General features: G+C 66.6%; 24 protein-coding genes. 6 read left to right on the top strand and 18 right to left on the bottom strand.

Annotation, left to right across the window (positions count from 1 at the left end):
* Positions 1 to 9 precede the first annotated feature (9 nt).
* The 3 genes from R4P95_RS08755 to R4P95_RS08745 are packed head-to-tail and all read right to left on the bottom strand — an operon-like array spanning position 10 to position 2599.
* Positions 10 to 669: a hypothetical protein gene (locus R4P95_RS08755; RefSeq protein WP_317745099.1), complete on the bottom strand. Its 660-nt coding sequence runs from the start codon at positions 667 to 669 to the stop codon at positions 10 to 12.
* Positions 632 to 1903 (bottom strand): histidine--tRNA ligase, encoded by a 1272-nt coding sequence (gene hisS, locus R4P95_RS08750; RefSeq protein ID WP_317745100.1) that lies wholly within the window; start codon positions 1901 to 1903, stop codon positions 632 to 634. The genes R4P95_RS08755 and hisS overlap by 38 nt, the downstream gene beginning before the upstream one ends.
* Before the next feature lie 15 nt (positions 1904 to 1918).
* On the bottom strand, positions 1919 to 2599 hold the full coding sequence (locus tag R4P95_RS08745) for an MBL fold metallo-hydrolase (protein WP_208961434.1): 681 nt from the start codon (positions 2597 to 2599) through the stop codon (positions 1919 to 1921).
* A gap of 178 nt (positions 2600 to 2777) precedes the next feature.
* On the opposite strand from R4P95_RS08745, the gene R4P95_RS08740 reads away from it, so the two are divergent.
* Both R4P95_RS08740 and R4P95_RS08735 read left to right on the top strand, forming a co-directional pair.
* Positions 2778 to 3653, top strand: coding sequence for a peptidylprolyl isomerase (locus R4P95_RS08740; RefSeq protein WP_317745101.1), 876 nt, complete (start codon positions 2778 to 2780; stop codon positions 3651 to 3653).
* 25 nt (positions 3654 to 3678) lie between these two features.
* Complete coding sequence (locus R4P95_RS08735; RefSeq protein WP_317745102.1) at positions 3679 to 4473, top strand: peptidylprolyl isomerase; 795 nt, start codon at positions 3679 to 3681, stop codon at positions 4471 to 4473.
* Between the two features lie 111 nt (positions 4474 to 4584).
* On the opposite strand, the gene R4P95_RS08730 is transcribed toward R4P95_RS08735, so the two are convergent.
* The 10 genes from R4P95_RS08730 to R4P95_RS08685 form a co-directional block, all read right to left on the bottom strand.
* On the bottom strand, positions 4585 to 6960 hold the full coding sequence (locus tag R4P95_RS08730; protein ID WP_109330548.1) for a RelA/SpoT family protein: 2376 nt from the start codon (positions 6958 to 6960) through the stop codon (positions 4585 to 4587).
* Positions 6961 to 7022: 62 nt separating this feature from the next.
* Entirely contained in the window at positions 7023 to 7556 is a 534-nt protein-coding gene (locus R4P95_RS08725) for an adenine phosphoribosyltransferase (protein WP_317745103.1), read from the bottom strand.
* Positions 7553 to 9289 (bottom strand): ABC transporter substrate-binding protein, encoded by a 1737-nt coding sequence (locus tag R4P95_RS08720; protein WP_317745104.1) that lies wholly within the window; start codon positions 9287 to 9289, stop codon positions 7553 to 7555. Before R4P95_RS08720 ends, R4P95_RS08725 begins: the two co-directional genes overlap by 4 nt.
* A gap of 1 nt (position 9290) precedes the next feature.
* A complete protein-coding gene (secF, locus tag R4P95_RS08715; RefSeq protein ID WP_213571816.1) occupies positions 9291 to 10526 on the bottom strand; it encodes a protein translocase subunit SecF in 1236 nt (411 codons plus the stop codon).
* A complete protein-coding gene (gene secD / locus R4P95_RS08710) occupies positions 10523 to 12202 on the bottom strand; it encodes a protein translocase subunit SecD (protein WP_213571815.1) in 1680 nt (559 codons plus the stop codon). The genes secF and secD overlap by 4 nt, the downstream gene beginning before the upstream one ends.
* A 141-nt stretch (positions 12203 to 12343) precedes the next feature.
* Positions 12344 to 12688, bottom strand: a complete 345-nt coding sequence (gene yajC / locus R4P95_RS08705) for a preprotein translocase subunit YajC (protein ID WP_213571814.1) — start codon at positions 12686 to 12688, stop codon at positions 12344 to 12346.
* A 137-nt stretch (positions 12689 to 12825) separates the two neighbouring features.
* Positions 12826 to 13923 carry a Holliday junction branch migration DNA helicase RuvB gene (gene ruvB / locus R4P95_RS08700; RefSeq protein WP_109330560.1) on the bottom strand — a complete coding sequence of 366 codons (1098 nt, stop codon included), beginning with the start codon at positions 13921 to 13923 and terminating at the stop codon, positions 12826 to 12828.
* Entirely contained in the window at positions 13920 to 14516 is a 597-nt protein-coding gene (gene ruvA / locus R4P95_RS08695) for a Holliday junction branch migration protein RuvA (protein WP_213571813.1), read from the bottom strand. The genes ruvB and ruvA overlap by 4 nt, the downstream gene beginning before the upstream one ends.
* Positions 14513 to 15082, bottom strand: coding sequence for a crossover junction endodeoxyribonuclease RuvC (ruvC, locus tag R4P95_RS08690; RefSeq protein ID WP_109330564.1), 570 nt, complete (start codon positions 15080 to 15082; stop codon positions 14513 to 14515). Before ruvC ends, ruvA begins: the two co-directional genes overlap by 4 nt.
* 134 nt (positions 15083 to 15216) lie before the next feature.
* On the bottom strand, positions 15217 to 15969 hold the full coding sequence (locus tag R4P95_RS08685) for a YebC/PmpR family DNA-binding transcriptional regulator (RefSeq protein ID WP_317745105.1): 753 nt from the start codon (positions 15967 to 15969) through the stop codon (positions 15217 to 15219).
* Between the two features lie 143 nt (positions 15970 to 16112).
* Between R4P95_RS08685 and R4P95_RS08680 the strand changes: the two genes are divergently transcribed.
* Positions 16113 to 16469 (top strand): GntR family transcriptional regulator, encoded by a 357-nt coding sequence (locus tag R4P95_RS08680; RefSeq protein WP_159926459.1) that lies wholly within the window; start codon positions 16113 to 16115, stop codon positions 16467 to 16469.
* Positions 16466 to 17392 carry a hypothetical protein gene (locus R4P95_RS08675; RefSeq protein ID WP_317745106.1) on the top strand — a complete coding sequence of 309 codons (927 nt, stop codon included), beginning with the start codon at positions 16466 to 16468 and terminating at the stop codon, positions 17390 to 17392. Before R4P95_RS08680 ends, R4P95_RS08675 begins: the two co-directional genes overlap by 4 nt.
* Here R4P95_RS08675 and pdxT read toward each other — a convergent pair.
* The gene (gene pdxT, locus R4P95_RS08670) at positions 17389 to 17997 is read right to left on the bottom strand and encodes a pyridoxal 5'-phosphate synthase glutaminase subunit PdxT (protein ID WP_317745107.1); all 609 of its coding nucleotides are present in this window, start codon (positions 17995 to 17997) and stop codon (positions 17389 to 17391) included. The genes R4P95_RS08675 and pdxT overlap by 4 nt on opposite strands.
* Positions 17994 to 18848 carry an acyl-CoA thioesterase gene (locus R4P95_RS08665; RefSeq protein WP_213571809.1) on the bottom strand — a complete coding sequence of 285 codons (855 nt, stop codon included), beginning with the start codon at positions 18846 to 18848 and terminating at the stop codon, positions 17994 to 17996. Before R4P95_RS08665 ends, pdxT begins: the two co-directional genes overlap by 4 nt.
* A gap of 55 nt (positions 18849 to 18903) precedes the next feature.
* Here R4P95_RS08665 and R4P95_RS08660 point away from each other — a divergent pair, with 55 nt between their 5' ends.
* The gene (locus R4P95_RS08660; RefSeq protein WP_317745138.1) at positions 18904 to 19527 is read left to right on the top strand and encodes a hypothetical protein; all 624 of its coding nucleotides are present in this window, start codon (positions 18904 to 18906) and stop codon (positions 19525 to 19527) included.
* A 10-nt stretch (positions 19528 to 19537) separates the two neighbouring features.
* Here R4P95_RS08660 and R4P95_RS08655 read toward each other — a convergent pair whose 3' ends face one another.
* Both R4P95_RS08655 and R4P95_RS08650 read right to left on the bottom strand, forming a co-directional pair.
* Complete coding sequence (locus R4P95_RS08655; RefSeq protein WP_213571808.1) at positions 19538 to 20359, bottom strand: acyl-CoA thioesterase; 822 nt, start codon at positions 20357 to 20359, stop codon at positions 19538 to 19540.
* A 70-nt stretch (positions 20360 to 20429) separates the two neighbouring features.
* Complete coding sequence (locus R4P95_RS08650) at positions 20430 to 20570, bottom strand: hypothetical protein (protein ID WP_317745108.1); 141 nt, start codon at positions 20568 to 20570, stop codon at positions 20430 to 20432.
* Between R4P95_RS08650 and R4P95_RS08645 the strand changes: the two genes are divergently transcribed.
* Positions 20569 to 21372, top strand: a complete 804-nt coding sequence (locus R4P95_RS08645; protein ID WP_317745109.1) for a UbiA family prenyltransferase — start codon at positions 20569 to 20571, stop codon at positions 21370 to 21372. The two genes, R4P95_RS08650 and R4P95_RS08645, sit on opposite strands and share 2 nt — an antisense overlap.
* Before the next feature lie 60 nt (positions 21373 to 21432).
* Here the strand turns inward: R4P95_RS08645 and pdxS are convergent, their stop codons facing one another.
* Positions 21433 to 22335, bottom strand: coding sequence for a pyridoxal 5'-phosphate synthase lyase subunit PdxS (gene pdxS / locus R4P95_RS08640; RefSeq protein WP_005565691.1), 903 nt, complete (start codon positions 22333 to 22335; stop codon positions 21433 to 21435).
* Positions 22336 to 22468 lie beyond the last annotated feature (133 nt).

The raw sequence follows: 22468 nt of genomic DNA, 5'->3' as shown, positions 1-22468 counted from the left end.
TGGGTCTGTCTACTCCACGAGCGCTGCTACCTCGTGATCGGTGAGCGTGGTCATCGGGACTCGTCCGGCTGCACGGACCAACTCCACCGCCCGGAACAACGGGCGCTCGGTCAGCGCGGCGTCGCGCGCCTCGGCACGTAACTGCTCGATGAGCACCGAGGCGATCGCTGCGGCCGGCACCAGTTCGCTCGTGGTCAGTGCGTCGGCCAGCTTCCGCAGCCCCAGCACGTCCAGTTCACGTCCGCCGTCAGTGGTGTACAACGCCAACGGCACCGCGAGAACACCGTCGGAATCGGTGATGCGGACACTCACTTCGCTGACCCGAGCCGAGCGCACCACCACCTCCGCCGCCACCGCCTTCGTGACATCGACGTGACGGGTTCGCACACCCCCGGTCGACGAAATGACACCGCGTTCCAGCACGACCTTGCGGCGCAGGGTGACGAGCGCCGACAGGGCGGTAGGGACGGCGATCACACCGCCCACCACCACGGCCAGCCACAACGGAGTGAAGAAGCTCAGCACGGCACCGACGACCACGCCGATCAGTACGGCGATCATCGCGACCCGCCTGAGGCGCGGCGCAATCAGCTCGATGGGGACGAGGTCGAGTGACACCGGCGGATCGTGCTCAGGCGCCAAGGATTGCTCCGACGTGCGCGACGACATCGGTCGCCGAGATCGATTCCTGGTCACCGGTGGCCAAAGTCTTGATCCCGATGGTGCCCTCGGCGATGTCGCGGTCACCCAGCACGAGTGCGAGTGCGGCACCGGAACGGTCCGCGGCCTTCATCGCGCCCTTCACGCCACGGTTGCCGTAGGCGAGATCGACCCGAATGCCCTGCGCGCGCAACTGCTGGGCGATCACCACCAGCTTCGCCTTCGCCTCGTCGCCCAGCGGAACCCCGAAAACCTCGCAACGGGCTGTCGACCCTACCGTCTTGCCCTCCGCGGCCAGCGCCAGGACGGTGCGGTCGACGCCGAGCCCGAAACCGATGCCGGACAACGGCTGACCGCCGAGTTGCGCCATCAAGCCGTCGTAGCGTCCGCCGCCGCCGATGCCCGACTGCGCGCCGAGACCGTCGTGCACGAACTCAAATGTGGTCTTCGTGTAGTAGTCGAGGCCGCGAACCATCCGCGGGTTGATGACATACGGCACGCCCAATGCGTCGAGATGGGCAAGGACCTCGTCGAAATGAGCCTTCGCGGTATCCGAGAGGTGGTCGAGCATGAGCGGCGCATCCGCGGTCATCTCCCGCACCTCCTTGCGCTTGTCATCGAGAACTCGCAGTGGATTGATCTCGGCGCGGCGACGCGTCTCCTCGTCGAGAGGGAGGCGGAAGAGGAACTCCTGCAGACGTTCCCGGTACTGGGGCCGGCAGGTGTCGTCACCGAGTGACGTAATTTCCAGCCGGAAGCCCTCGAGCCCGAGGCCCCGGAACCCGGCGTCGGCAATTGCGATGACCTCGGCGTCCAGGGCCGGGTCGTCGACACCGATGGCCTCGACCCCGACCTGCTGCAGCTGTCGGTAACGTCCCGCCTGGGGACGCTCGTAGCGGAAGAACGGACCGGCATAGCTCAACTTGACCGGCAACTGGCCCCGGTCGAGACCGTGCTCGATCACAGCGCGCATCACGCCCGCGGTCCCCTCGGGGCGCAGGGTCACCGATCGATCACCGCGGTCCGCGAAGGTGTACATCTCCTTGCTGACGACGTCCGTCGATTCACCGACACCTCGCGCGAACAGTCCGGTGTCCTCGAAGATGGGAAGCTCGATGTGGCCGTAGCCGGCCAGTCGCGCAGCGCGGGTGAGCCCGTCGCGGACCGCGACGAATTCGGCGGACTGCGGCGGGACGTAGTCGGGAACGCCCTTGGGGGCCGAGAAGGTGCTGGCTTTACTCACTGTCGCTACTTTTCCTTACTTCGATCCCGGGAGTCCAACGAGGAACGGGTTGGATGCGCGCTCGGCCCCGATGGAACTCGATCCGCCGTGCCCGGGCAGCACCGCCGTGTCGTCGGCGAGGACCAGAAGCTTGTCGGCGATCGACTGCAACAACTGTTCGTGGTTGCCACCGGGCAGGTCACTGCGCCCGATCGATCCCTGGAAGAGGGTGTCCCCTGTGAGTGCGAGTTCGACCCCACCGGTCTCCTGCTCGACCCGGGTCCGGAAAACCACGGAACCCTGTGTGTGCCCCGGAGTGTGATCGACGACGAACGAGATGCCCGCCTGCTCGATGCGATCGCCGTCCGACAGTTCGATCACCTCGCTCGGCTCCACGAAATCCATCCCCTCGATGAAGGGTTTCATCGTCGGCCCGATACCCCGTCCGGGGTCGGACAACATGTACCGGTCCTCGGGATGGATGTACGCGGGGATGCCGAACTTGTCGCACACCTCGTGAGCGTTCCAGACATGGTCGAGGTGACCGTGTGTGAGCAGCACCGCCGTCGGTGTGAGATTCGACTGGGCGAGAAAGTCGATCAGCGGGCCGGCAGCATCCTGACCGGGGTCGACGACGACGCACTCGCGGGCATCGTCCTGGGCGAGGATGTAGCAGTTGGTCTGGAACATCCCGGCCGGAAATCCTGTGACGAGCACGCGCGACGCTCCTGTTCGAGTGATCATTGCAGTCGCTACAGCCTAAGCTGCCGCCCCGCCAGCTCGTTCTCAGGTTCGGATGGCAGACTCTGGAGGTCGTGTGCCGGGGGTAGATCACACCGACCAACTGCTATATCGACCGACTGCCAGAGAAGACCGATACGGGAGGACCACCGCAGTGCCGAGCAACGAGCAGCGCCGGGAAGCAGCGAAACGAAAGCTCGAGCGTCAACTCGAGCGCCGCGCGAACAGAGCACGCAAGCGCAAGCAGCTGACCATTGCCGGTTCGGTGCTCGGTGTAGTGCTCGTCGTGGCGGCCGGCGCGGTCGTCTTCGCCCTCACCAGCGGTGACGACGACACGACCGAAGCCTCCGCCGACTCGGTGTCCGCCTCGCCCCAGTCGCCCGGTGTCATGCCCGCAGGACGCGCCGAGCCGCTCCCCGAGAAGGTGTCGTGCACGTACACCCCGGACGGTCAGCCGCCGGCCAGGCAGGTGAACCCGCCGCGCACCGACGACATCGACACCACGGTCAGCGAGGTCAGCGTCAGCGTGGAGACCACCCAGGGCAATATCGGACTGACGCTGGACAACGCCGACTCCCCCTGCACGGTCAACAACTTCCTCAGCCTCGCGAGCCAGAACTACTTCGACAACACGCCGTGCCACCGGCTCGTCACGTCCGAGGGATTGAAGGTGCTGCAGTGCGGTGATCCCACGGGCGCAGGCACCGGCGGCCCCGGGTACGGCTTCACGAACGAATTCCCCACCGACCAGTACCCCGCCGACGATCCGTCCCTGCAGGTTCCCGTCACGTACCCGCGCGGAACCATCGCGATGGCCAACAGCGGCCAACCCGGCAGCAACGGCAGCCAGTTCTTCCTCGTCTACGCCGATTCCCAGCTGCCTCCGCAGTACACCGCTTTCGGAACCATCGACGAGACCGGCCTCGCCACCATCGAGAAGGTCGCGGCCGCCGGTGACGATGCCTCGATGCAGGCGGGCGGCGGCAAGCCGAACCTGCCGATCGACATCAAGTCCGTCCGGATGGACTGAGGCCGCCACATGTGAGGATGGACCGATGAAACGCACCTCGATTCTCGTCGCAGGCGTGGGCCTCGCGGTCCTCCTCGCCGGTTGTTCGGACTCGCCCGACTCGGGCGGTTCGGCAACCGGCACCTCCTCGAAGGCATCCCCCACGAGCGCCGCGGCGCAGTCGCTCGACCTCTCCCGATTCGGCACGTTGCCGCCGGTCCCGGCACCCGCGGCGCCAACCGTCGACTGTTCGTACCCGGCGGGTCGACCACCCGCCAAGGACGTCACTGCCCCGTCCACCACCGGTGTGTCCACCGCAGGCACCGTCGCAGTGAACCTCACCACCAGCGCCGGCCCCATCGGTCTGACCCTCGATCGGGCCGAGGCACCGTGCACGGTGAACAGCTTCGTAAGCCTCGCCGAGCAGGGATACTTCGACGACACCCCGTGCCATCGCCTGACGACGGAACAAGGGTTGCAGGTCCTGCAATGTGGTGATCCGAGCGGCGTCGGCACCGGCGGTCCCGGCTACGGATTCACCACCGAATATCCCGAAACCGCGTTCGCGCCGAACGATCCGGCACTCGCGAATCCGGTGGTCTACCCGCGCGGCACTGTCGCGATGGCGAACAGCGGACAGCCGGGCAGCAACGGCAGCCAGTTCTTCCTCGTCTACGCCGACTCGGTGCTCCCGCCCAACTACACCGTGTTCGGGACGATCTCCGAGGAGGGCCTCGCAACGGTCGAGAAGGTGGCGGCCGACGGCGACGACGGATCCATGTCCGCGGGCGGCGGCAAGCCGAACACCCCGGTTCAAATCGAGACCGCGAAGGTCGGCTGACCTCCCGACCTTCCCGGCGCCCGGTCCCGTACCCCGTCACGCACGAACGGGACGTTCGTTCGGTGAGACCGAACGAACGTCCCGTTCGTGCATGTGGACAGGGCGGAGCTGTCAGGCGGCGGAGGTCACCCGGTAGACGTCGTAGACGCCCTCCACGTTCCGGACGACGTTCAGCACGTGGCCGAGATGCTTCGGGTCGCCCATCTCGAAGGTGAACTTGCTGATGGCTACCCGGTCACCCGACGTCGTCACCGACGCCGACAGGATGTTCACCTTCTCGTCCGCGAGTGCCTTGGTGACGTCGGAGAGCAGCCGGTGCCGATCGAGGGCCTCGATCTGGATGGCAACGAGGAATACCGAGGACGGTGACGGCGCCCACTGGACCTCGATGATGCGCTCGGACTGCTCCTGGAGAGATCCGGCGTTGGTGCAGTCGGTCCGGTGCACGCTGACCGCGCCGCCCCGGGTGACGAAGCCCATGATCTCGTCGCCCGGAACCGGCGTACAGCATTTGGCGAGCTTCGCGACGGTTCCTTCCGCTCCCGGCACCAGGACACCGGCGTCGCCGGTACTGCGCGGGCGCATCGGCATGGTGGACGGTGTGGCCCGCTCGGCCAGCTCCTCCTCCACGTCTCCGACACCACCGAGGTGGGCCACCAGTCGCTGCACCACGTGCTGCGCAGACACGTGGCTCTCCCCGACCGCGGTGTACAGCATCGACACGTCCGTGTAGTGGAGTTCGTGTGCGATGGCCGCCATCGATTCGGCGTTCATCAGTCGCTGCAGCGGGAGACCGACGCGTCGCACTTCCTTCGCGATCGCGTCCTTACCGTTCTCGAGCGCCTCCTCCCGGCGCTCCTTGGCGAACCACTGCCGAATCTTCGTCTTCGCCCGCGGGGACACCACGAACGACTGCCAGTCGCGGCTGGGACCCGCATTGACCGCTTTGGAGGTGAAGACCTCCACCACTTCTCCGTTGTCGAGGGTGCGCTCGAGGGCAACCAGCCTCCCGTTGACCCGGGCGCCGATACAGCGATGCCCGACCTCGGTGTGGACTGCGTAGGCGAAGTCGACGGGCGTCGACCCTGCGGGCAACGTGACCACGTCCCCCTTGGGGGTGAACACGAAGATCTCCTTGACCGCGAGGTCGTAGCGGAGAGACTCGAGGAACTCGCCCGGATCGGCGGCCTCACGCTGCCAGTCGAGGAGCTGCCGCATCCACGCCATGTCGTCGACCTCGGCGACATCACCGGAGTGCTTGCCCTTGGTCTCCTTGTACCGCCAGTGCGCTGCGATCCCGAATTCAGCGGTCCGGTGCATGTCGTGGGTGCGGATCTGCACTTCGAGTGGCTTGCCCTCGGGCCCGACGACGGTGGTGTGCAGCGACTGGTAGACGCCGTAGCGGGGTTGCGCGATGTAGTCCTTGAAGCGGCCTGCCATGGGCTGCCACAGCGAATGCACCACACCCACTGCCGCATAGCAGTCGCGGACCTCGTCGCAGAGGATCCGCACACCGACCAGGTCGTGGATGTCGTCGAAGTCGCGCCCCTTGACGATCATCTTCTGATAGATCGACCAGTAGTGCTTGGGTCGGCCTTCGACCACCGCGTTGATGCGCGACGCCGTCAGGGTGGCGTTGATCTCCGCGCGCACCTTGGCGAGGTACGTATCCCGCGACGGCGCCCGGTCGGCGACCAGCCGCACAATCTCGTCGTACTTCTTGGGATGCAGAATCGCGAACGACAGGTCCTCGAGCTCCCACTTGACGGTCGCCATTCCCAGCCGGTGCGCCAGCGGGGCAATCACCTCGAGAGTCTCACGTGCCTTGCGGGCCTGCTTCTCGGGCGGCAGGAATCGCATGGTCCGCATGTTGTGCAGGCGGTCCGCCACTTTGATCACCAGCACGCGGGGGTCGCGCGCCATCGCGATGATCATCTTGCGGATGGTTTCGCCTTCGGCCGCGTTACCCAGAACGACCTTGTCGAGTTTGGTGACGCCGTCGACGAGGTGCGCCACTTCGTCGCCGAACTCCTCGGTCAGCTGAGCCAGCGAATACCCGGTGTCCTCGACGGTGTCGTGCAGCAACGCCGCGACCAGAGTGGTCGTATCCATGCCGAGCTCGGCGAGGATGCTCGCGACGGCAAGTGGATGGGTGATGTACGGATCACCGGATTTGCGCTTCTGACTGGCGTGCTTTTCCTCGGCGACGTCGTACGCGCGCTGGAGAAGGGCCAGATCGGCCTTGGGATAGAGCTCGCGATGCAGACTGACGAGGGGCTCGAGAACCGGCCGGATGGTCGCGTTCCGTTGCCCCGTGATACGCCTGGCGAGTCGCGCTCGTACCCGGCGCGATGCAGACGCCGGAACGGCGAATCCCTGCGCTCCGCGGCTGTTGCCGGAAGCGGGATCCGCTACAGGTGACTCGGCATCGGACTGTGCAGACGAAGGGGATTTCGCGTTCTGCGACCGATCGAGATTCGAAGTCATGCCGTCACCTCCTACCACTGGTTAGCTGGGCCTTTCGGCACCACCAGGCACAACTTTAGTACTCAGACCGTGACGAGGGACGTGAGCGGGTACTTTCCGAGCCGCGTCCGGCCACCGAGCGCCGCGATCTCGAGAACCACCGCCACACCGATCACGACGGCACCTGCCGATTCGAGGAGGCGAGCGGTGGCCTCGATCGTCCCACCGGTGGCCAGGACATCGTCGACGACGAGCACCGAGCGGCCGTCCAATCCGAGGGAGTCGGCAGGGATTTCGAGCGTCGCCGTACCGTATTCGAGGGTGTACGACTGTGCGAGCACCGGCGGCGGTAGCTTGCCCGCCTTGCGCACCGCCACCACGCCGGAGCCGAGCTCCCGTGCGACCCCGCCGCCGAGAAGAAATCCTCGCGCGTCGACGGCGGCGATCACCTCCGCTTCCGGCGCGCATGCGGCCAGAGCATCGACCACGACGCGAAATCCGGTGGCATCGGAGAAGACGGGCGTGAGGTCCGCGAACCGCACCCCAGGCTCGGGAAAGTCGTCCGCCCACCGGGTGAGCCGGGTGACGACGTCATGTGCGGAAGAAGTGTCGGTCACCGCCGCAGAACCCACCTGTCCATATTCCATCCGGCGCCGGAACGCGTCGGATTGACCGCTCCGGCCTCCAGACCCGCCGCGAACCCGACGGTGCGGGGCTGATTGAACAACGGCACGGTGGGCACCTCCGACCACAGGATGTTCTCGGCCTCGGTGGACAAGGCCAGCTGTGTTGCGGTGGAGCTGTCGACCGCGAGCTGATCGACGATCTGATCCACCCGGCCGTTGGCATAGTCCCCGAAGTTGTTTCTGCTACCGCCGCGAAGTGCGTACATCGCGGTAGTCGGCGCCGCAGTCCCGGCCGCGCCCGGAGCGGACGCCGTTCCTGCGAGCAGGCCGTCCACCTGTCCGTCTCGCAGCATCGACGGAGTGAACTCTTCAGTCCCGGCGTCCTGCACGGTAATTCCGGCCGGGGCGCACGCCGCGGCCACGGCAGCCACGATCGCGGCACGGCGCGGATCTGGTCCGAGGTACCCGATCCGCACGGTGGCCGCGGTGTTGTCGGTCTCGGCCAGCGCCGCAGTGGCTGCGGTCGTATCCGGCGTCTCGTACCGGCCACCGGCGGTTGCCGCGACCGACTCGTACACGAGGCTGTCGGGTGCCGTGAACCGGGTGTCGACAGAGGCCGCGGCGGCACCGTCCTCCGCGGCGGTTCCGAATTCCGCGGCCAACTCCTCGCGGGGCAGGCAGGAGGCGAAGGCGCGGCGCCCGGCCGGGGTCTCGAACAACCCCGACGTGGCCAGCACGAACTGCTCGACGCTGCGCGAGGGCACGTCTGTCACGTCGAAGCCGCCGAGATCGATGTCCGGGACCGATCCCGTGGCCACGTCGACCACCTCGACGGACTCGTCTGCGATGCGCGCAGCCAGATCGGCCGCCTTGGGCCACACGACGATTCGGGAGGTGGCGGGACGATTTCCCCACCAGCGGTCGTTCTCCACCAGCACCAGACCTTCGTCCGCGGAAAACGATTCGACCTTGTAAGGACCGGACGCGGGGAAGAGGGCGAGATCGAGTTCGCCGGGCGTCATCGTCCATCCGTCGTTCCAGAAGTCCGCGATCCGGGCGAGCGCCTCGTTGTCCGAATTCTGAACGGCGGCAACAAGGTCGGGAACACCGGCGGCGCGGGCGACCACATGGGCGGGCATCATCGACGTCGCCCCGAACAGCGACCGCCAATCCGTGAAGTTTCGCCCCGCCTTGAAGGTCACCGTGGCTTCCTTGGCCCCGGTCTGGCAGTCGACACGGTCGATGTCCGAGTAGCCGGCGGTACTGGCCGCATCGAACAGCGGAACCGTTGCCTCGCCGGGTCGGGTGAACCGCCCGCTGTTCGCGGCCCAGGTGAGCACGAGATCATCGCAGGACATCGGAACTCCATCGGAATACACCGAATTGGGGTTCAGCTTGTACTGCACCGTCAGCGCGTCCCCCGGCACGGCGTTGGCCGTGCCGATGTCAGTGTCGGCCACTGGCCCACCCTCCGGCCCGGTATAGCTGAATCCGGGCAGCACGCGGGCGAACGCCTGCCGTGCTCCCGACACCGAGCCGGCCACGGTCCCGGCGTTGTAGGTGGTGACGGTGCTGTCGATCGCGTACCCGATGGACGGGATCTGCTCCCCCTCGTCGGAACATCCGACGAGCGTGCCCGCGAGCACGACGGTGGCGAGCAGGCCGGCGCCCGACACCGCCGCAGCGCGGTGGTGTCGGGTTCGAACTCGGACCGATGCGCGCATGTCAGTGCCTCTTCTTGTGGCGCTTCCCGGTGGGACGCGTTCCGGGCCGAGGCGCACCGCCGGCGGCACGCCGCGGTGCGGCCCCCGCCGTGGCCCCGGCGCTCACTCCGGTCGCGGATGTTGCGGCGGCCGTCTTCACCGACCCGCCCTCCGCGAGCGCTGCTCGGCGAGCGAGCACCTTACGTGTGTGTGCAGCCACGGGACCCCACCGCTCCTTGAGTGACACCAGCAACGGCGTCGCGAAGAAGATCGACGAATACGCACCGACGACGATGCCGACGAGCTGAACCAACGCTAGATCCTTGAGGGTGCCCACACCAAGCATCCACACCGCGATCACCATCAGCGCAAGGACCGGCAGGACGCTGATCAGCGTGGTATTGATCGAGCGCATCAGCGTCTGGTTGACCGCCAGGTTCGCTTGCTCCGCGTACGTGCGGCGGGTCAGGTGCAGGATGCCGCGGGTGTTCTCCTCGACCTTGTCGAACACGACCACCGAGTCGTAGAGCGAGAAACCGAGGATGGTGAGCAGGCCGATCACCGTCGCGGGTGTGACCTCGAAGCCGACCAGTGAATACACGCCCGCCGTCACGGCGATATCGAAGAACAGTGCGACGATTGCCGCGATCGCCATGTCCCGCTCGAAACGGACGGCGATGTACACGCTGACGAGGACGAGGAACACGAGCAGCGCGATCAGCGCCTTCTGGGTGATCTGACCGCCCCACGTCTCGCTGACATCCGCGACGCTGATGGTGTTCTTACTCACCGCGCCGTTGCTGTCCTTGGGCTGGAACTCCTCGTACAGCGCGTCCTGGAGCGTGATCACCTGAGCGGCGTTGAGCGCCTCGGAGCGAATCTGCACCGTTGCGCTCGATCCCGACCCCACGGTTTGCACGGTGACGGGGTCCGTTCCGAGCGCCTCGCTGTACACCTGTTCCACCTGCGCGGTGTCGACGCCGTCGCCCGCGGGAAACTGGATACGCGATCCTCCCTCGAAGTCGATACCGAGGGTGAACCCGCGGACGAGGATGCTCAGCAGGGAGATGAGCACGATGACACCCGTCAGGATGTAGTAGAAGCGTCGCCGCCCGATGATCTCGAATGCGCCGGTTCCGGTGTAGAGCCGGGAGAGCAGGCTGTGTTTCGGCATGGACGCCTGGTCGACACCCGAGTCGGACAGCGAGGCTTCGGCGTCCGCCGGGGATCCGGCTCGGGACGTGGTCGATTCGCTCATACTCGTGACTCCTTCGCCGACGCTGCGGCAGCCTTACGTTCCTTGGCGATCTGCTGCACGGCTCCCAGCCCGTTGACGCCCGGCCTGGACCAGAACGGCGACTTCGACGCCAGGTGCACCAGCGGCCACGTCACCAGGAAGACAACGACGACATCGAGGATCGTGGTCAGTCCGAGCGTGAACGCGAACCCGCGCACCTGACCGACCGCGAGCACGTAGAGGACTGCGGCGGCGATGAAGCTCACCGCATTCCCCGAGAGAATCGTTCGGCGCGCCCGAGCCCAACCGCGGGGAACCGCCGACCGGAAACTCCGGCCTTCCCTCATCTCGTCCTTGATTCTCTCGAAGAACACCACGAACGAGTCTGCAGTCATACCGATACCGATGATCAGACCGGCGATACCGGCCAGGTCGAGGGTGAAGTTGATGTACCGGCCGAGCAGAACCATGATCGCGTACACCATCACACCCGACAGCACCAGCGACAACGCTGTGAGCACCCCGAGCATGCGGTAGTACAGCAGGCAGTAGAGCAGCACGAGGATCAGACCCACGAGGCCGGCGATCAGACCCGCCTCGAGCGAGGCGAGACCGAGCGTCGCCGACACCGTCTCCGCCTCGGATGCCGCGAACGAGAGGGGCAGCGAGCCGTATTTCAACGTGTTCGCCAGTTCCTTGGCACTGGCCGCCGTGAACGAACCGGTGATCGAGGTGGAGCTGCCGGCGGGTGTGGCGCCCTGGACCACCGGCGCACTGACCACCTTGGAGTCGAGGGTGAAAGCGGCCTGTTTGCCGATGTTCTGCGACGTGAACGCGGCCCAGGTGTTACTGCCCTCCGTCTTGAACGTCAGGCTCACCTCGTGCCGCGACTGCTGGGAGTTGTAGCCGGACGTGGCGTCGGCGATCTCCTGCCCGTCGATGATCGACGGCGCGAGCAGGTACACCGCTTGACCGTCGGTGGAGCACGCCACCAGGGGCAGCGCCGGATCGTCGTTTCCCCGCAGCGGGTCGGGAACCGAGCAGTCGAGCGTCGCCATCGCCGCCTGCTGTACTGCGGGGTCCGTACTCTGTCTGCTCGCGCGTGCCGCTGCGATCTCGTCGGCGGCCTCAGCGGTTTCGGACCCGGAGCCGTCGGCCGGGGCGGCCTCGTCGGACGGGGTCGGTTCGGCGGGTGCGGACGGATCCTGCGCCGGGAACGGACGGTTTTGTGGTGCCGGTGCCGGCGTGGCGGGTTCCGGTGTCCCGGTGGGCTCGGCCGGGGTTTCGCCGGCGGGAGCCTGCGCGCCGGGGGCAGCCGCCGCCTGCGACGTCTGCACAGGACGCACGTAGAGGCGGGCGGTCTGACCGAGCGAACGCGCCTGAGCACTGTCGTCACCAGGAACGGTGATCACCAGGTTGTCACCGTCGATGACTACCTCCGAGCCGGAGACTCCCAGCCCGTTCACACGGGTCTCGATGATCTCCTGCGCCTGACGCAGGCTGTCCGGCGTCGGCTTACTGCCGTCGGGTGTGCGCGCCGTGAGGGTGACTCGGGTCCCGCCTTGCAAGTCGATGCCCAGCTTGGGTGTCGCGGACTTGTCGCCAGTGAAGAACACCAGGGCATACAGAACCGCTACGAGCACCGCAAAAACGGTGAGGTAGCGGACGGGATGCACCGATCCTGTGGAAGGTGCCACGATCTCTATGTCTCCTCAGTACGTGCAGTTCGAGTGGAACGTTCGGTGGGCACCCCGCCGCCCTTGCAGGGCTCGGCCCGGTGCAACGCCCGCCGCGCCTCGGACGCGACGGCTACGCGCGGTACGCAGCGGATGCGTCGATCAATCCTTGGTCAACCGCGGCGTGGTGTCTCCGCCGTTCTCGTGGTCATCGGGCGCAGCGTCAGACGCGGGCTCCGCGGGCTCGATCGGAGAGTCGACGATCTGCTCACGGATGACCAGGCGCGACCAGGTCGTGATCACACCGGGGGCGATCTCGAGGTCGACCGTGTCGTCGTTCATCGCGACGATCGTCCCGTGCAGCCCCGCTGTGGTCAGGATGCGGTCGCCGACCGAGAGGGATTCCTGCAGAGCGGTGGTCTTGGCCATCTCCTTCTTCTGCCGGCGGATCCCCAGGAACATGGGGACGAGCAGCGCCAGAATGAGCAGCGGGAAGAGAAAGTCCATCGGTAAGTCAACCTCGAGGTATGTCGCACGATCCGTAGCGCACCGGTCCCGGTTGGACCGATGCAGTACACCAGTGTGCCATTACCGTCCCGTACATCGGTTCGGTCGGCATGCGGCGGCGCGTTCCGCCCGGCCGATCAGGGGTCTTCAGGATCGAACAACGAGGCCTGCGGTTCGTTGACTCGCACCTCGATTCCACCGGCGACGGCGTCCGGTGGCGGCGTCAGCCCGAGTTGGGTCCACGCGGCGGCCGTTGCCACTCGACCGCGGGGTGTGCGGGCGATCATGCCCGCCCGGACCAGGAACGGCTCGCAGACCTCTTCGACCGTCGCCGGCTCCTCACCCACCGCGACAGCGAGGGTGGACACGCCGACAGGGCCGCCACCGAAGCTTCGGACGAGGGCACTGAGAACGGAACGGTCGAGACGGTCGAGGCCCAGTTGGTCGACGTCGTAGACGGCGAGCGCCGCGTGGGCGATGTCGCGGGTGATGACGCCGTCGGCACGAACCTCGGCGTAATCACGCACCCGGCGCAGCAATCTGTTGGCGATGCGGGGTGTGCCGCGGGACCGGCCGGCGATCTCCGCCCCGGCCTCCGCACCGAGCTGCACACCGAGAATCCCTGCCGACCGCATGAGGATTTGCTCCAGTTCGGCGGGTTCGTAGAAATCCATGTGCGCCGTGAACCCGAACCGGTCGCGCAGCGGCCCCGTCAGCGCCCCCGAGCGCGTGGTGGCACCGACCAGCGTGAAGGGGGCCACTTCCAGGGGTATCGACGTAGCGCCCGGCCCCTTACCCACGACGACGTCGACCCGGAAGTCCTCCATTGCGAGGTACAGCATCTCCTCCGCCGGACGGGCGATGCGATGGATCTCGTCGATGAACAGCACGTCCCCTTCGACGAGATTGCTGAGCATGGCGGCAAGATCACCTGCCCGCTCGAGCGCCGGTCCGGAGGTCAACCGTAACGACGACCCGAGTTCGGCGGCGATGATCATCGCCATACTGGTCTTTCCCAGGCCGGGTGGTCCGGACAGCAGGATGTGGTCGGGGGTGCCGCCGCGCATCTTCGCGCCGGTCAGGACGAGTTGGAGTTGTTCCCGCACACGGGGCTGGCCGATGAAGTCGTGCAGGTTCTTGGGGCGCAGACTGGCTTCTATGTCGCCGTCGCCGGCAACGAGGTCGGGCGATACCGGTGACTCGTCTTCGAAGTCCGCGTGGGATTCGAGATTCATCGTGTCTTCCCGAGCAGGGACAGGGCGGAGCGTAACGCTGCGGACGTCGTCGATTCAGGCGCTTCCACCAAGACGGAGTCGGTGGCCTGCTCGGCCTGCTTGGCCGGGAATCCGAGGCCGACGAGGGCTTCGACGACCTGATCGCGAATCGAACCGCTCCCGGCGGCGATCGCCACTGCCCCCGACGACGCAACCGCGTCCACCTTGTCGCGCAGTTCGACCACCATTCGTTCCGCTCCCCGTTTGCCGATCCCCGGTACCCGGGTCAGCGCGGTCACGTTGCCCTCGGCCAGGGCTGTGCGCAGTGCGTCCGGTTCGAGGACAGCCAGCGTGGCCATGGCGAGCCGTGGTCCCACCCCCGACACCGTCTGCAAGAGGCCGAACAGTTCCTTCGACTCAGAATCGGGGAAGCCGTACAGCGTCATCGAGTCTTCACGCACGATCATGGCGGTGATCAGGCGGGCTTCACTTCCGCGGTGCAGCCCACCGAGGGTGGCGGGGGTCGCGTTGACGCGGTATCCCACCCCTGCGGACTCGATCACCGCATGATCGAGCGCGATCTCGAGTACCTCGCCGCGGACGGACGCGATCATCGTGTACCTGCCTTCTTCACCTCGGCCAACCGGGCCTGGTATCGACGTTTCTGTTCGGCCGCGGCCGCCTCGGCCCGGGCCATGCGTTCGATCATCGGCGCTCGCCAACAGTGACAGATGGCGAGTGCCAGGGCATCCGCGGCGTCGGCAGGCTTCGGTGCGGCCGCGAGTCGCAGGATGCGCGTCACCATGGCCGTCACCTGAGCTTTGTCTGCCGATCCGCTGCCCGTGACCGCGGCCTTGACCTCGCTCGGAGTATGGAAGCAGACCGGGATCCCGCGGCGGGCGGCCGCCAGCGCGACCACACCACCGGCCTGCGCGGTGCCCATGGCAGTGCGCACGTTGTGCTGGGAAAACACCCGCTCGATGGCGACGACCTCGGGTCGGTGGAGGTCGATCCACGACTCAGCCGCCTCGGAGATCCGCAGCAGCCGGGCAGACAACTCGAGATCCGCAGGGGTACGCACCACGTCGACAGCCACCGGGATGACCGTCCGTCCTCCTGCGCCGTCGACCACACCGAATCCGCACCGGGTCAGACCGGGATCCACACCCAGCACACGCACGCCCTGCCACCTCTCCCACGCCGAACAGCTGTTCGATAGCTTAGCCGGGGGGTCGGACGGTGAGGCGCACCAACACGCAGGACGAGTGGGGGCGGGTGAGCACCGCTCCCCCGCCCCTCACCGGTTGCCGGCGGTCATTCCTCCAGCTCGGCGAGGACCTCGTCGGACAGGTCGACATTGGTGTAGACGTTCTGCACGTCGTCGGACTCCTCGAGAGCGTCGACGAGCTTGAAGACTTTGCGTGCTCCGTCTGCGTCGACCGGAACCTCGACGGACGCGCGGAAGTCGGCCTCGGCGGAGTCGTAGTCGATTCCTGCCTCCTGCAGCGCGGTGCGCACGGCGACGAGGTCGGTGGGCTCACTGACGATTTCGAACGTGTCACCGAGATCGGTGACCTCTTCGGCGCCGGCGTCGAGGACGGCCATCAACACGTCGTCTTCGGACTGATCACCCTTCTCCAGGGTGACGACGCCCTTGCGGGTGAACAGGTAGGACACCGATCCCGGGTCTGCCATGTTGCCGCCGTTACGGGTCATCGCGGTACGCACCTCACCCGCGGCGCGGTTGCGGTTGTCGGTGAGGCACTCGATGAGGACGGCGACGCCATTGGGTCCGTAGCCCTCGTACATGATGGTCTGCCAGTCGGCACCGCCCGCTTCTTCACCGGCACCGCGCTTGCGTGCGCGCTCGATGTTGTCGTTGGGCACCGAGGTCTTCTTGGCCTTCTGGATGGCGTCGTACAAGGTGGGGTTTCCCGCAGGATCGCCACCGCCGGTACGGGCCGCCACCTCGATGTTCTTGATCAGCTTCGCGAAGGCTTTGCCACGCTTGGCATCGATCACGGCCTTCTTGTGCTTGGTGGTGGCCCATTTGGAGTGGCCGCTCATGCGATTCAAGCCCCTTTCCTGCTGCCTGTGACACGCCGAATGCGCGGTTTCAGCTCTGACGATGTTACCCGCCCCTCTGTTGTTGCTGCGCGTTCCGGTGCACCGACTCGCATTTATCGCCATTGTTTGCATAGAATGCAAACATGTTGATGCGAGTCGACCACGGGTCGAGCACTCCACTGGGCGAGCAGATCGCCGCGAATGTGCGCGGAGCGTTCATGAGAGGAGAGATAGCGGCCGGCGATCGCCTGCCCTCGGCCCGTGCGCTGGCCGAGTCCATCGACGTCAACTTGCACACCGTCCTGCGTGCGTACGCCGTGCTGCGCGACGAAGGACTGATCGACCTGCGGCGCGGACGGGGAGCAGTGATCCGCGCAGACACGAATTCCGCCCACGCCGGGCTCACGGAAGCCGCCCGAGCATTCGTGGCCGAAGCACGACGCCTCGGCCTGGACACAGACCAGATGATCGACATGATCAAGGAGATTTCGAAGAAATGACCACCACTCGCATACGCCTCGGCGCCGGTGCTGCCGCCACCGTGCTCCCGCTACTCGCCCTCGTCGTCGCGCGGATCGGCTGGGGCGCTGAAGCGCCTCCCGTGATCCCGCAGCACTGGTCCGGGACGCAGCCGGACCGATTCGGGAACACCACGGCGTACTTCTGGATCGCGCTGGCCGTGTGTTGCGTGGCCGCAGTGGTCGCCGGACTGGTGGTGGCCCGCGACAGAAGTGACGCCGCGCTGTGGCTCCCGATCACCGCACTCACCACCTGGACGGTGTCCTCGGCCTGGATCCTCGGCGTCGCCCTCACCGTGCGCGCCGGATCCCCTGCCGCCGCCACGATGGGCGCATGGATCGTCATACCGCTACTCGGGCTGGCTTGGGGCGCGGCAGTATTCGCGATTGCACCCAAGGCCACCCGGGCGCGGCTCAGCGGGCCCACCCCGACCCTGTCCCCACCTCTGGCGCCCAGCGAACGGGCCTCGTGGACGGCATACGCCCGCGGCCCCTGGGCCGCTGCGCTCACCCTCGTCATGACGGCCACCGCAATCGGATCCCTGCTGATGGGCGTCTGGTGGCTCGCCCCGCTCTTCCTGATCCTGGCCGTCGCGAGCGGCGTGTTCGCCTCTGTCGGTGTGCACGTCGATCGAGCGGGTCTGACGCTGTCGTCCTGGAATGTGCGGTGGCGGCGAATTCCCCTCGACAGCATCGAATCGGCCCAGGTGGCCACCATCCGGCCCGCCGAGTGGGGTGGGTGGGGTTACCGTTTCAGCCCCCGAGGCACCGCAGTCGTGGTGCGGGGCGGCGAGGGAATTCTGCTCACCTGCCGGGACGGCAGGCAGTTCGCAGTCACGGTTCCTGCGGCGGAGCAGGGTGCCGCCCTGCTCAATTCGCTGCTGGCAGTGCGGGCAGCGAGTTAAGCCTCACGGACGAGGTCCACGAACAACTCGTGTACCCGCCGGTCGCCGGTGACCTCGGGATGGAAGGAGGTTGCCACCACGCGGCCCTGCCGGACGGCGACGATGCGTCGGGCAGCGGCGCCGCCCGACTCGGGGACACGAGCGAGCACCTCGACGGCGTCCCCGACTCGCTCGACCCAGGGGGCGCGAATGAAGACGGCGCGTACCGGATCGCCGATGATGCCCTCGAAGTCGAGGTCGGACTCGAACGAATCGACCTGCCGCCCGAAGGCGTTGCGGCGAACCGTCATATCGATCGCGCCGAGATGCTGCGCATCCGGCCGGGTGTCGAGGATCTCGCTCGCGAGGAGGATCATTCCAGCGCAGGAACCGTAGGCGGGCAGGCCGTCCCGTAGTCGCGTCTTCAGCGGCTCGAGCAGCTCGAAGATTTCCAGCAACTTGCTCATGGTGGTCGACTCGCCGCCCGGAATGACGAGACCGTCGACCTTGTCGAGCTCTTCCGGACGACGAACACCCACGGCGTCGGCGCCTGCGTCCTGCAGTGCAGCAAGGTGTTCACGCACATCGCCCTGGAGCGCCAGAACACCGACGAGGGGACGGGTCATGCCATATTTCCTGTCTCGATATCGCGCTTGTCCTGGTCGCGTTGGATGCGGGTCAACCCCTCCTGCACCACCGCGGCCACCATCGCGCCGTTCTGATCGAACATGCGGCCCTGGGTGAGAGCCCGACCGAAACCAGCAGAAGGTGAAGTCTGGTCGTAGAGCAGCCACTCGTCGGCGCGGAACGGGCGCATGAACCACATGGCGTGGTCGAGTGACGCCGTCTGGGTCACCACGCCGGGATGCGGCACCTTCGACGCTCCGAGCAACGTGATGTCACTGAGGTACGCGAGGGTACAGATGTGAAGCACCTGATCGTCCGGAAGCTTGTTGCGGTATCGCATCCAGACACGTTGCTGGGCGGCGATGCCGGGAATCGGCTTGACGGCATCGGATGGAACGATGCGGACGTCCCATTCCTTCCACTCCTGATACAGCTCGGTGTTCGCGAACTCCTCGACGGTCTGCGCGTCGACGAGTTCCTCCGGATCTGGCACGGACGGCATCGTGTCCTGATGTTCGATTCCGGCGTCCTCGGCGTGGAAGGAGGCGGACATGGTGAAGATCGCTTTGCCGTCCTGGATACCGGTGACGCGACGAGTGCAGAAGGACCGGCCGTCACGAATGCGGTCGACGAGATACACGGTCGGCTCGGTGGGGTTACCCGGCCGCAGAAAATACCCGTGGAGCGAATGAACCCGAAACCTCTCGTCGACGGTGCGGACCGCCGACACCAGCGACTGACCGGCCACCTGACCACCGAAGGTCCGCTTCAGCACCGAAGGATGCACCGCGCCGCGAAAGATGTCCTTCTCCAGCGCTTCCAGTTCGAGGATGTCTTCAATGCTCGCCATGTGCCCTCCTACGGTGCCCGTCAAGGTTATCTGCCCTGTTCGCGCTCGAGGCACGATGGGTGTCATGACGATGTTCACACCGACGAGCCCGGAAGGACTCGTCACACTCGTCACGACACGCTGCCTAGACGTCGACGGCACGGCTCTCGTCGCGATCGACGCACCCGACGGCGCTCGCCCGGAGCTGCTGGCGAACGCAGTCTGCGTAGCCCTGCGCGAGCGCGGACGCCCCTGCGACGTCGTCTCGCTCCACGACTATGTTCGACCGGCTTCCCTGCGCTTCGAGCACGGACGCGACGACGAGCTGAGTTACCGCACGCTGTGGTTCGACTACGAGGCGCTCGGCCGGGAGGTCCTGCGGTCGGCACGCACCGAGGGCGTCTGGTTGCCGCGCCTGTGGGACGAAACGGCCGATCGCTCGGCGCGGTGTGCGCGTGTTCCCATCGCGGCGCGGCAGGTACTCCTCGTCACCGGTCCGATGCTCCTCGGGCGCGGACTCGACTTCGACGTCACCGTGGCACTTCACCTGAGCGATGGAGCGTTGCGCAGGCACACACCTGCAGATGCGCTCTGGACTGTGCCCGCGCTCATCCGGCATGCAGCCGGCGTCCTGGATCCACCGGACCTGCTGGTGCGATACGACCACCCACCGAAGCCGGCCGTGCAGACGCTTCGATGACGAGGCAGATTCACTCTGCGCGCAGGAACCGGGTCAACCCTTCCTGGACCACCGCGGCCACCAGGTTCCCGGCCCGATCGAAAATTCGACCCTGGGCCACTGCACGGCCGAAACCTGCGGACGGTGACGTCTGGTCGTACAGCAACCACTCGTCCGCGCGGAAGGGCCGCAGGAACCACAGCGCGTGATCGAGAGAGGCACCGTTGATGTGCACGTCCTTGTGGGGTGTCCTGGCCGAACCGATCAGCGTCATGTCGCTCATGTACGCCAGCGCACACACGTGGAAAACCGGGTCGTCGGGCAACGTCCTCCGCGAACGGAACCACACCTGCTGCTGTGCGGCCGCTCCGCGTCGGCGGTCGACCTCACCGTCACCGACCATCCTGATGTCCCAGTCGGACCATTCGCGGGCAAGCCGGGCAATCTCCGGGTCGTCCGAATCGCGGGCAAAAGGCAGGTTGTCCGGCGGCGGCACCACGGGCATGGCGTCGTGGTGCTCGATGCCGCTCTCCGAGACCTGGAAGGACGCGGACATCGTGAAGATCGCTTGACCGTCCTGAACCGCACTCACCCGCCTGGTCACGAACGATCGCCCGTCTCGAATCCTGTCGACGAGATACACGATCGGCATGGTCGTGTTGCCCGGCCGCAGGAAGTAGCCGTGCAGCGAGTGCACCGCGAACTGGGGGTCGACCGTACGCACCGCCGCCACCAGCGCCTGCCCGGCGACCTGCCCGCCGAAGGTACGGGGAAGCGTGGTCTCGGTGGCAATGCCGCGGAAGATGTTCTTCTCGAGACGTTCCACCTCGAGAATTTCTTCGATCGTCGCCATCTAGTTTCCCTTCCCGATGCTGTTCCGCTGACACTCTCACATCCCGAGTAGAGGCCAACGCAGGAAAGTACTACCGCCGCTCACCGGCCGGCGCAGCGAAGAGATGGGATCGTGCGCCGAGAACACTCGGACCCGCGCAGACGTCACGCAAGACGATGCCGGATTCGGCAATCCTGCCGTCGGAGGCCTCGTCGTGGCAGCGTTGGGCCATGGCCCTCTCCACTGCCGTGCCGCTCGTGCGCACCGCGCACCCTGGCCCGGCCGCCGCGGTCACCGTGCTCACTCTGGTGATTGCGGTCGGTATGGATGCGGATCCGGACACCGTGATGGTCCTCGGAACCGCAGTTCTCAGTGGTCAGCTCGTCGTCGGATGGACCAACGACCTGCTCGATCGCACCCGCGACCAGGTGGCCGGCCGTACCGACAAACCTCTCGTCACCGGACGCATATCCGTGACCGCTGTCCGACGGGCTGTCGGCATGGCGTCCGCGACATGCGTGGTCGCGTCCTTGCTCTGCGGCCTGGTGGCGGGGCTTCTTCACCTGGCGCTCGTCGGTGCTGCCCTGGCATACAACGCGAAACTCAAATCGACGGTGTGGTCCTGGCTCCCGTACGCACTGGCGTTCGGAGGGTTACCGGCCGTCGTGTCACTGGCGCTCGACCCGGCGCAGATTCCGCCTCTGTGGATGGTGGTGGCCGGCGCACTGTTCGGGATCGCGGCGCACCTACTCAATGTCATGCCCGACCTCGCCGCGGACGCAGCCACCGGCGTGCGGGGACTGCCACATCGCCTGGGCGCCCGCACCATTCGGATCATCGCGGCACTGACCCTGGTGGCCGCCTCGGCCACCGTGTTCATCGGAACCGGTAACCCAGCCACGGTGTGGCACCGGGTATTGCTGGGCGCCGTTCTCGTTCTTGCCGCGTTGACCGTCCGGGCGCCGAACAGAACGCCGTTCTACGCAGCGATCGCCGTCGCCGGCGTCAACGGCATGATGCTCCTGCTCGAGTGAACCGGGCCGACGACCCAGAAAATTCGTCGGCCCGGATCAGTCACCGGTCGAGCGTGCAGATCACCAGCCGCGTTCGGCGAGGCGGTGCGGAACCGGGATGTCGTCGACGTTGATCCCGACCATCGCCTCACCCAGTCCACGCGAGACCTTCGCAAGCACGTCCGGGTCGTCGAAGAACGTGGTGGCCTTCACGATCGCCGCGGCCCGCTCCGCCGGATTACCCGACTTGAAGATCCCCGACCCGACGAACACACCCTCCGCACCGAGCTGCATCATCATCGCCGCATCCGCCGGGGTCGCGATGCCACCGGCGGTGAACATGGTGACCGGCAACTTCCCGGCCTTCGCCACCTCGACCACCAGGTCGTACGGCGCCTGCAGCTCCTTCGCCGCCACATACAGCTCGTCCTCGCTCAGCGACGTCAACCGGCGAATCTCCCCACCGATGGTCCGCATATGCGTCGTCGCGTTCGACACATCGCCGGTACCGGCCTCACCCTTCGACCGGATCATCGCCGCACCCTCGGTGATCCGCCGCAACGCCTCACCCAGATTGGTCGCACCACACACGAACGGGACGGTGAACTTCCACTTGTCGATGTGGTTCGCGTAATCGGCCGGGGTCAAAACCTCGGACTCGTCGACATAATCGACCCCCAGGGACTGCAGGATCTGCGCCTCGACGAAGTGCCCGATCCGGGCCTTGGCCATCACCGGAATCGAGACGGCGGAGATGATGCCGTCGATCATGTCCGGATCACTCATCCGCGACACCCCACCCTGCGCGCGGATGTCCGCGGGAACCCGCTCGAGCGCCATCACCGCGACCGCACCGGCATCCTCGGCGATCTTCGCCTGATCGGGGGTGACGACGTCCATGATGACCCCACCCTTGAGCATCTCGGCCATGCCTCGCTTGACGCGCGCAGTGCCGGTGGTGGGGGTGGTGTCGGGGGTGCTCACAGCGAACTCCTGGGTAGTGGCGGGGTGGAACTTCGATGGCGGCATGCGCGAGCGACGACGTTCACGCTGCTTTGTTCGATTCTAGGACGACGGCCCGCGATGCTCTGTAGCCAGTCTCGGATTGCTGGCCTCG

The organism is Rhodococcus sp. IEGM 27 (genome assembly GCF_033142305.1).
GTDB lineage: Bacteria > Actinomycetota > Actinomycetes > Mycobacteriales > Mycobacteriaceae > Rhodococcus_F > Rhodococcus_F oxybenzonivorans.
Note: the sequence above shows the minus strand (reverse complement) of the source record. Positions and strands in the feature narration are given on the sequence as shown.

Excerpts from the sequence above, each read along its gene's own strand:
- R4P95_RS08755 (WP_317745099.1), bottom strand. The coding sequence starts at position 669 with ATGTCGTCGCGCACGTCGGAGCAATCCTTGGCGCCTGAGCACGATCCG.
- R4P95_RS08735 (WP_317745102.1), top strand. The coding sequence starts at position 3,679 with ATGAAACGCACCTCGATTCTCGTCGCAGGCGTGGGCCTCGCGGTCCTC.
- R4P95_RS08730 (WP_109330548.1), bottom strand. The coding sequence starts at position 6,960 with ATGACTTCGAATCTCGATCGGTCGCAGAACGCGAAATCCCCTTCGTCT.
- R4P95_RS08720 (WP_317745104.1), bottom strand. The coding sequence starts at position 9,289 with ATGCGCGCATCGGTCCGAGTTCGAACCCGACACCACCGCGCTGCGGCG.
- secF (WP_213571816.1), bottom strand. The coding sequence starts at position 10,526 with ATGAGCGAATCGACCACGTCCCGAGCCGGATCCCCGGCGGACGCCGAA.
- yajC (WP_213571814.1), bottom strand. The coding sequence starts at position 12,688 with ATGGACTTTCTCTTCCCGCTGCTCATTCTGGCGCTGCTCGTCCCCATG.
- ruvB (WP_109330560.1), bottom strand. The coding sequence starts at position 13,923 with ATGAATCTCGAATCCCACGCGGACTTCGAAGACGAGTCACCGGTATCG.
- ruvA (WP_213571813.1), bottom strand. The coding sequence starts at position 14,516 with ATGATCGCGTCCGTCCGCGGCGAGGTACTCGAGATCGCGCTCGATCAT.
- R4P95_RS08685 (WP_317745105.1), bottom strand. The coding sequence starts at position 15,969 with ATGAGCGGCCACTCCAAATGGGCCACCACCAAGCACAAGAAGGCCGTG.
- R4P95_RS08680 (WP_159926459.1), top strand. The coding sequence starts at position 16,113 with ATGTTGATGCGAGTCGACCACGGGTCGAGCACTCCACTGGGCGAGCAG.
- R4P95_RS08675 (WP_317745106.1), top strand. The coding sequence starts at position 16,466 with ATGACCACCACTCGCATACGCCTCGGCGCCGGTGCTGCCGCCACCGTG.
- pdxT (WP_317745107.1), bottom strand. The coding sequence starts at position 17,997 with ATGACCCGTCCCCTCGTCGGTGTTCTGGCGCTCCAGGGCGATGTGCGT.
- R4P95_RS08665 (WP_213571809.1), bottom strand. The coding sequence starts at position 18,848 with ATGGCGAGCATTGAAGACATCCTCGAACTGGAAGCGCTGGAGAAGGAC.
- R4P95_RS08660 (WP_317745138.1), top strand. The coding sequence starts at position 18,904 with ATGGGTGTCATGACGATGTTCACACCGACGAGCCCGGAAGGACTCGTC.
- R4P95_RS08655 (WP_213571808.1), bottom strand. The coding sequence starts at position 20,359 with ATGGCGACGATCGAAGAAATTCTCGAGGTGGAACGTCTCGAGAAGAAC.
- R4P95_RS08645 (WP_317745109.1), top strand. The coding sequence starts at position 20,569 with ATGGCCCTCTCCACTGCCGTGCCGCTCGTGCGCACCGCGCACCCTGGC.
- R4P95_RS08650 (WP_317745108.1), bottom strand. The coding sequence starts at position 20,570 with ATGGCCCAACGCTGCCACGACGAGGCCTCCGACGGCAGGATTGCCGAA.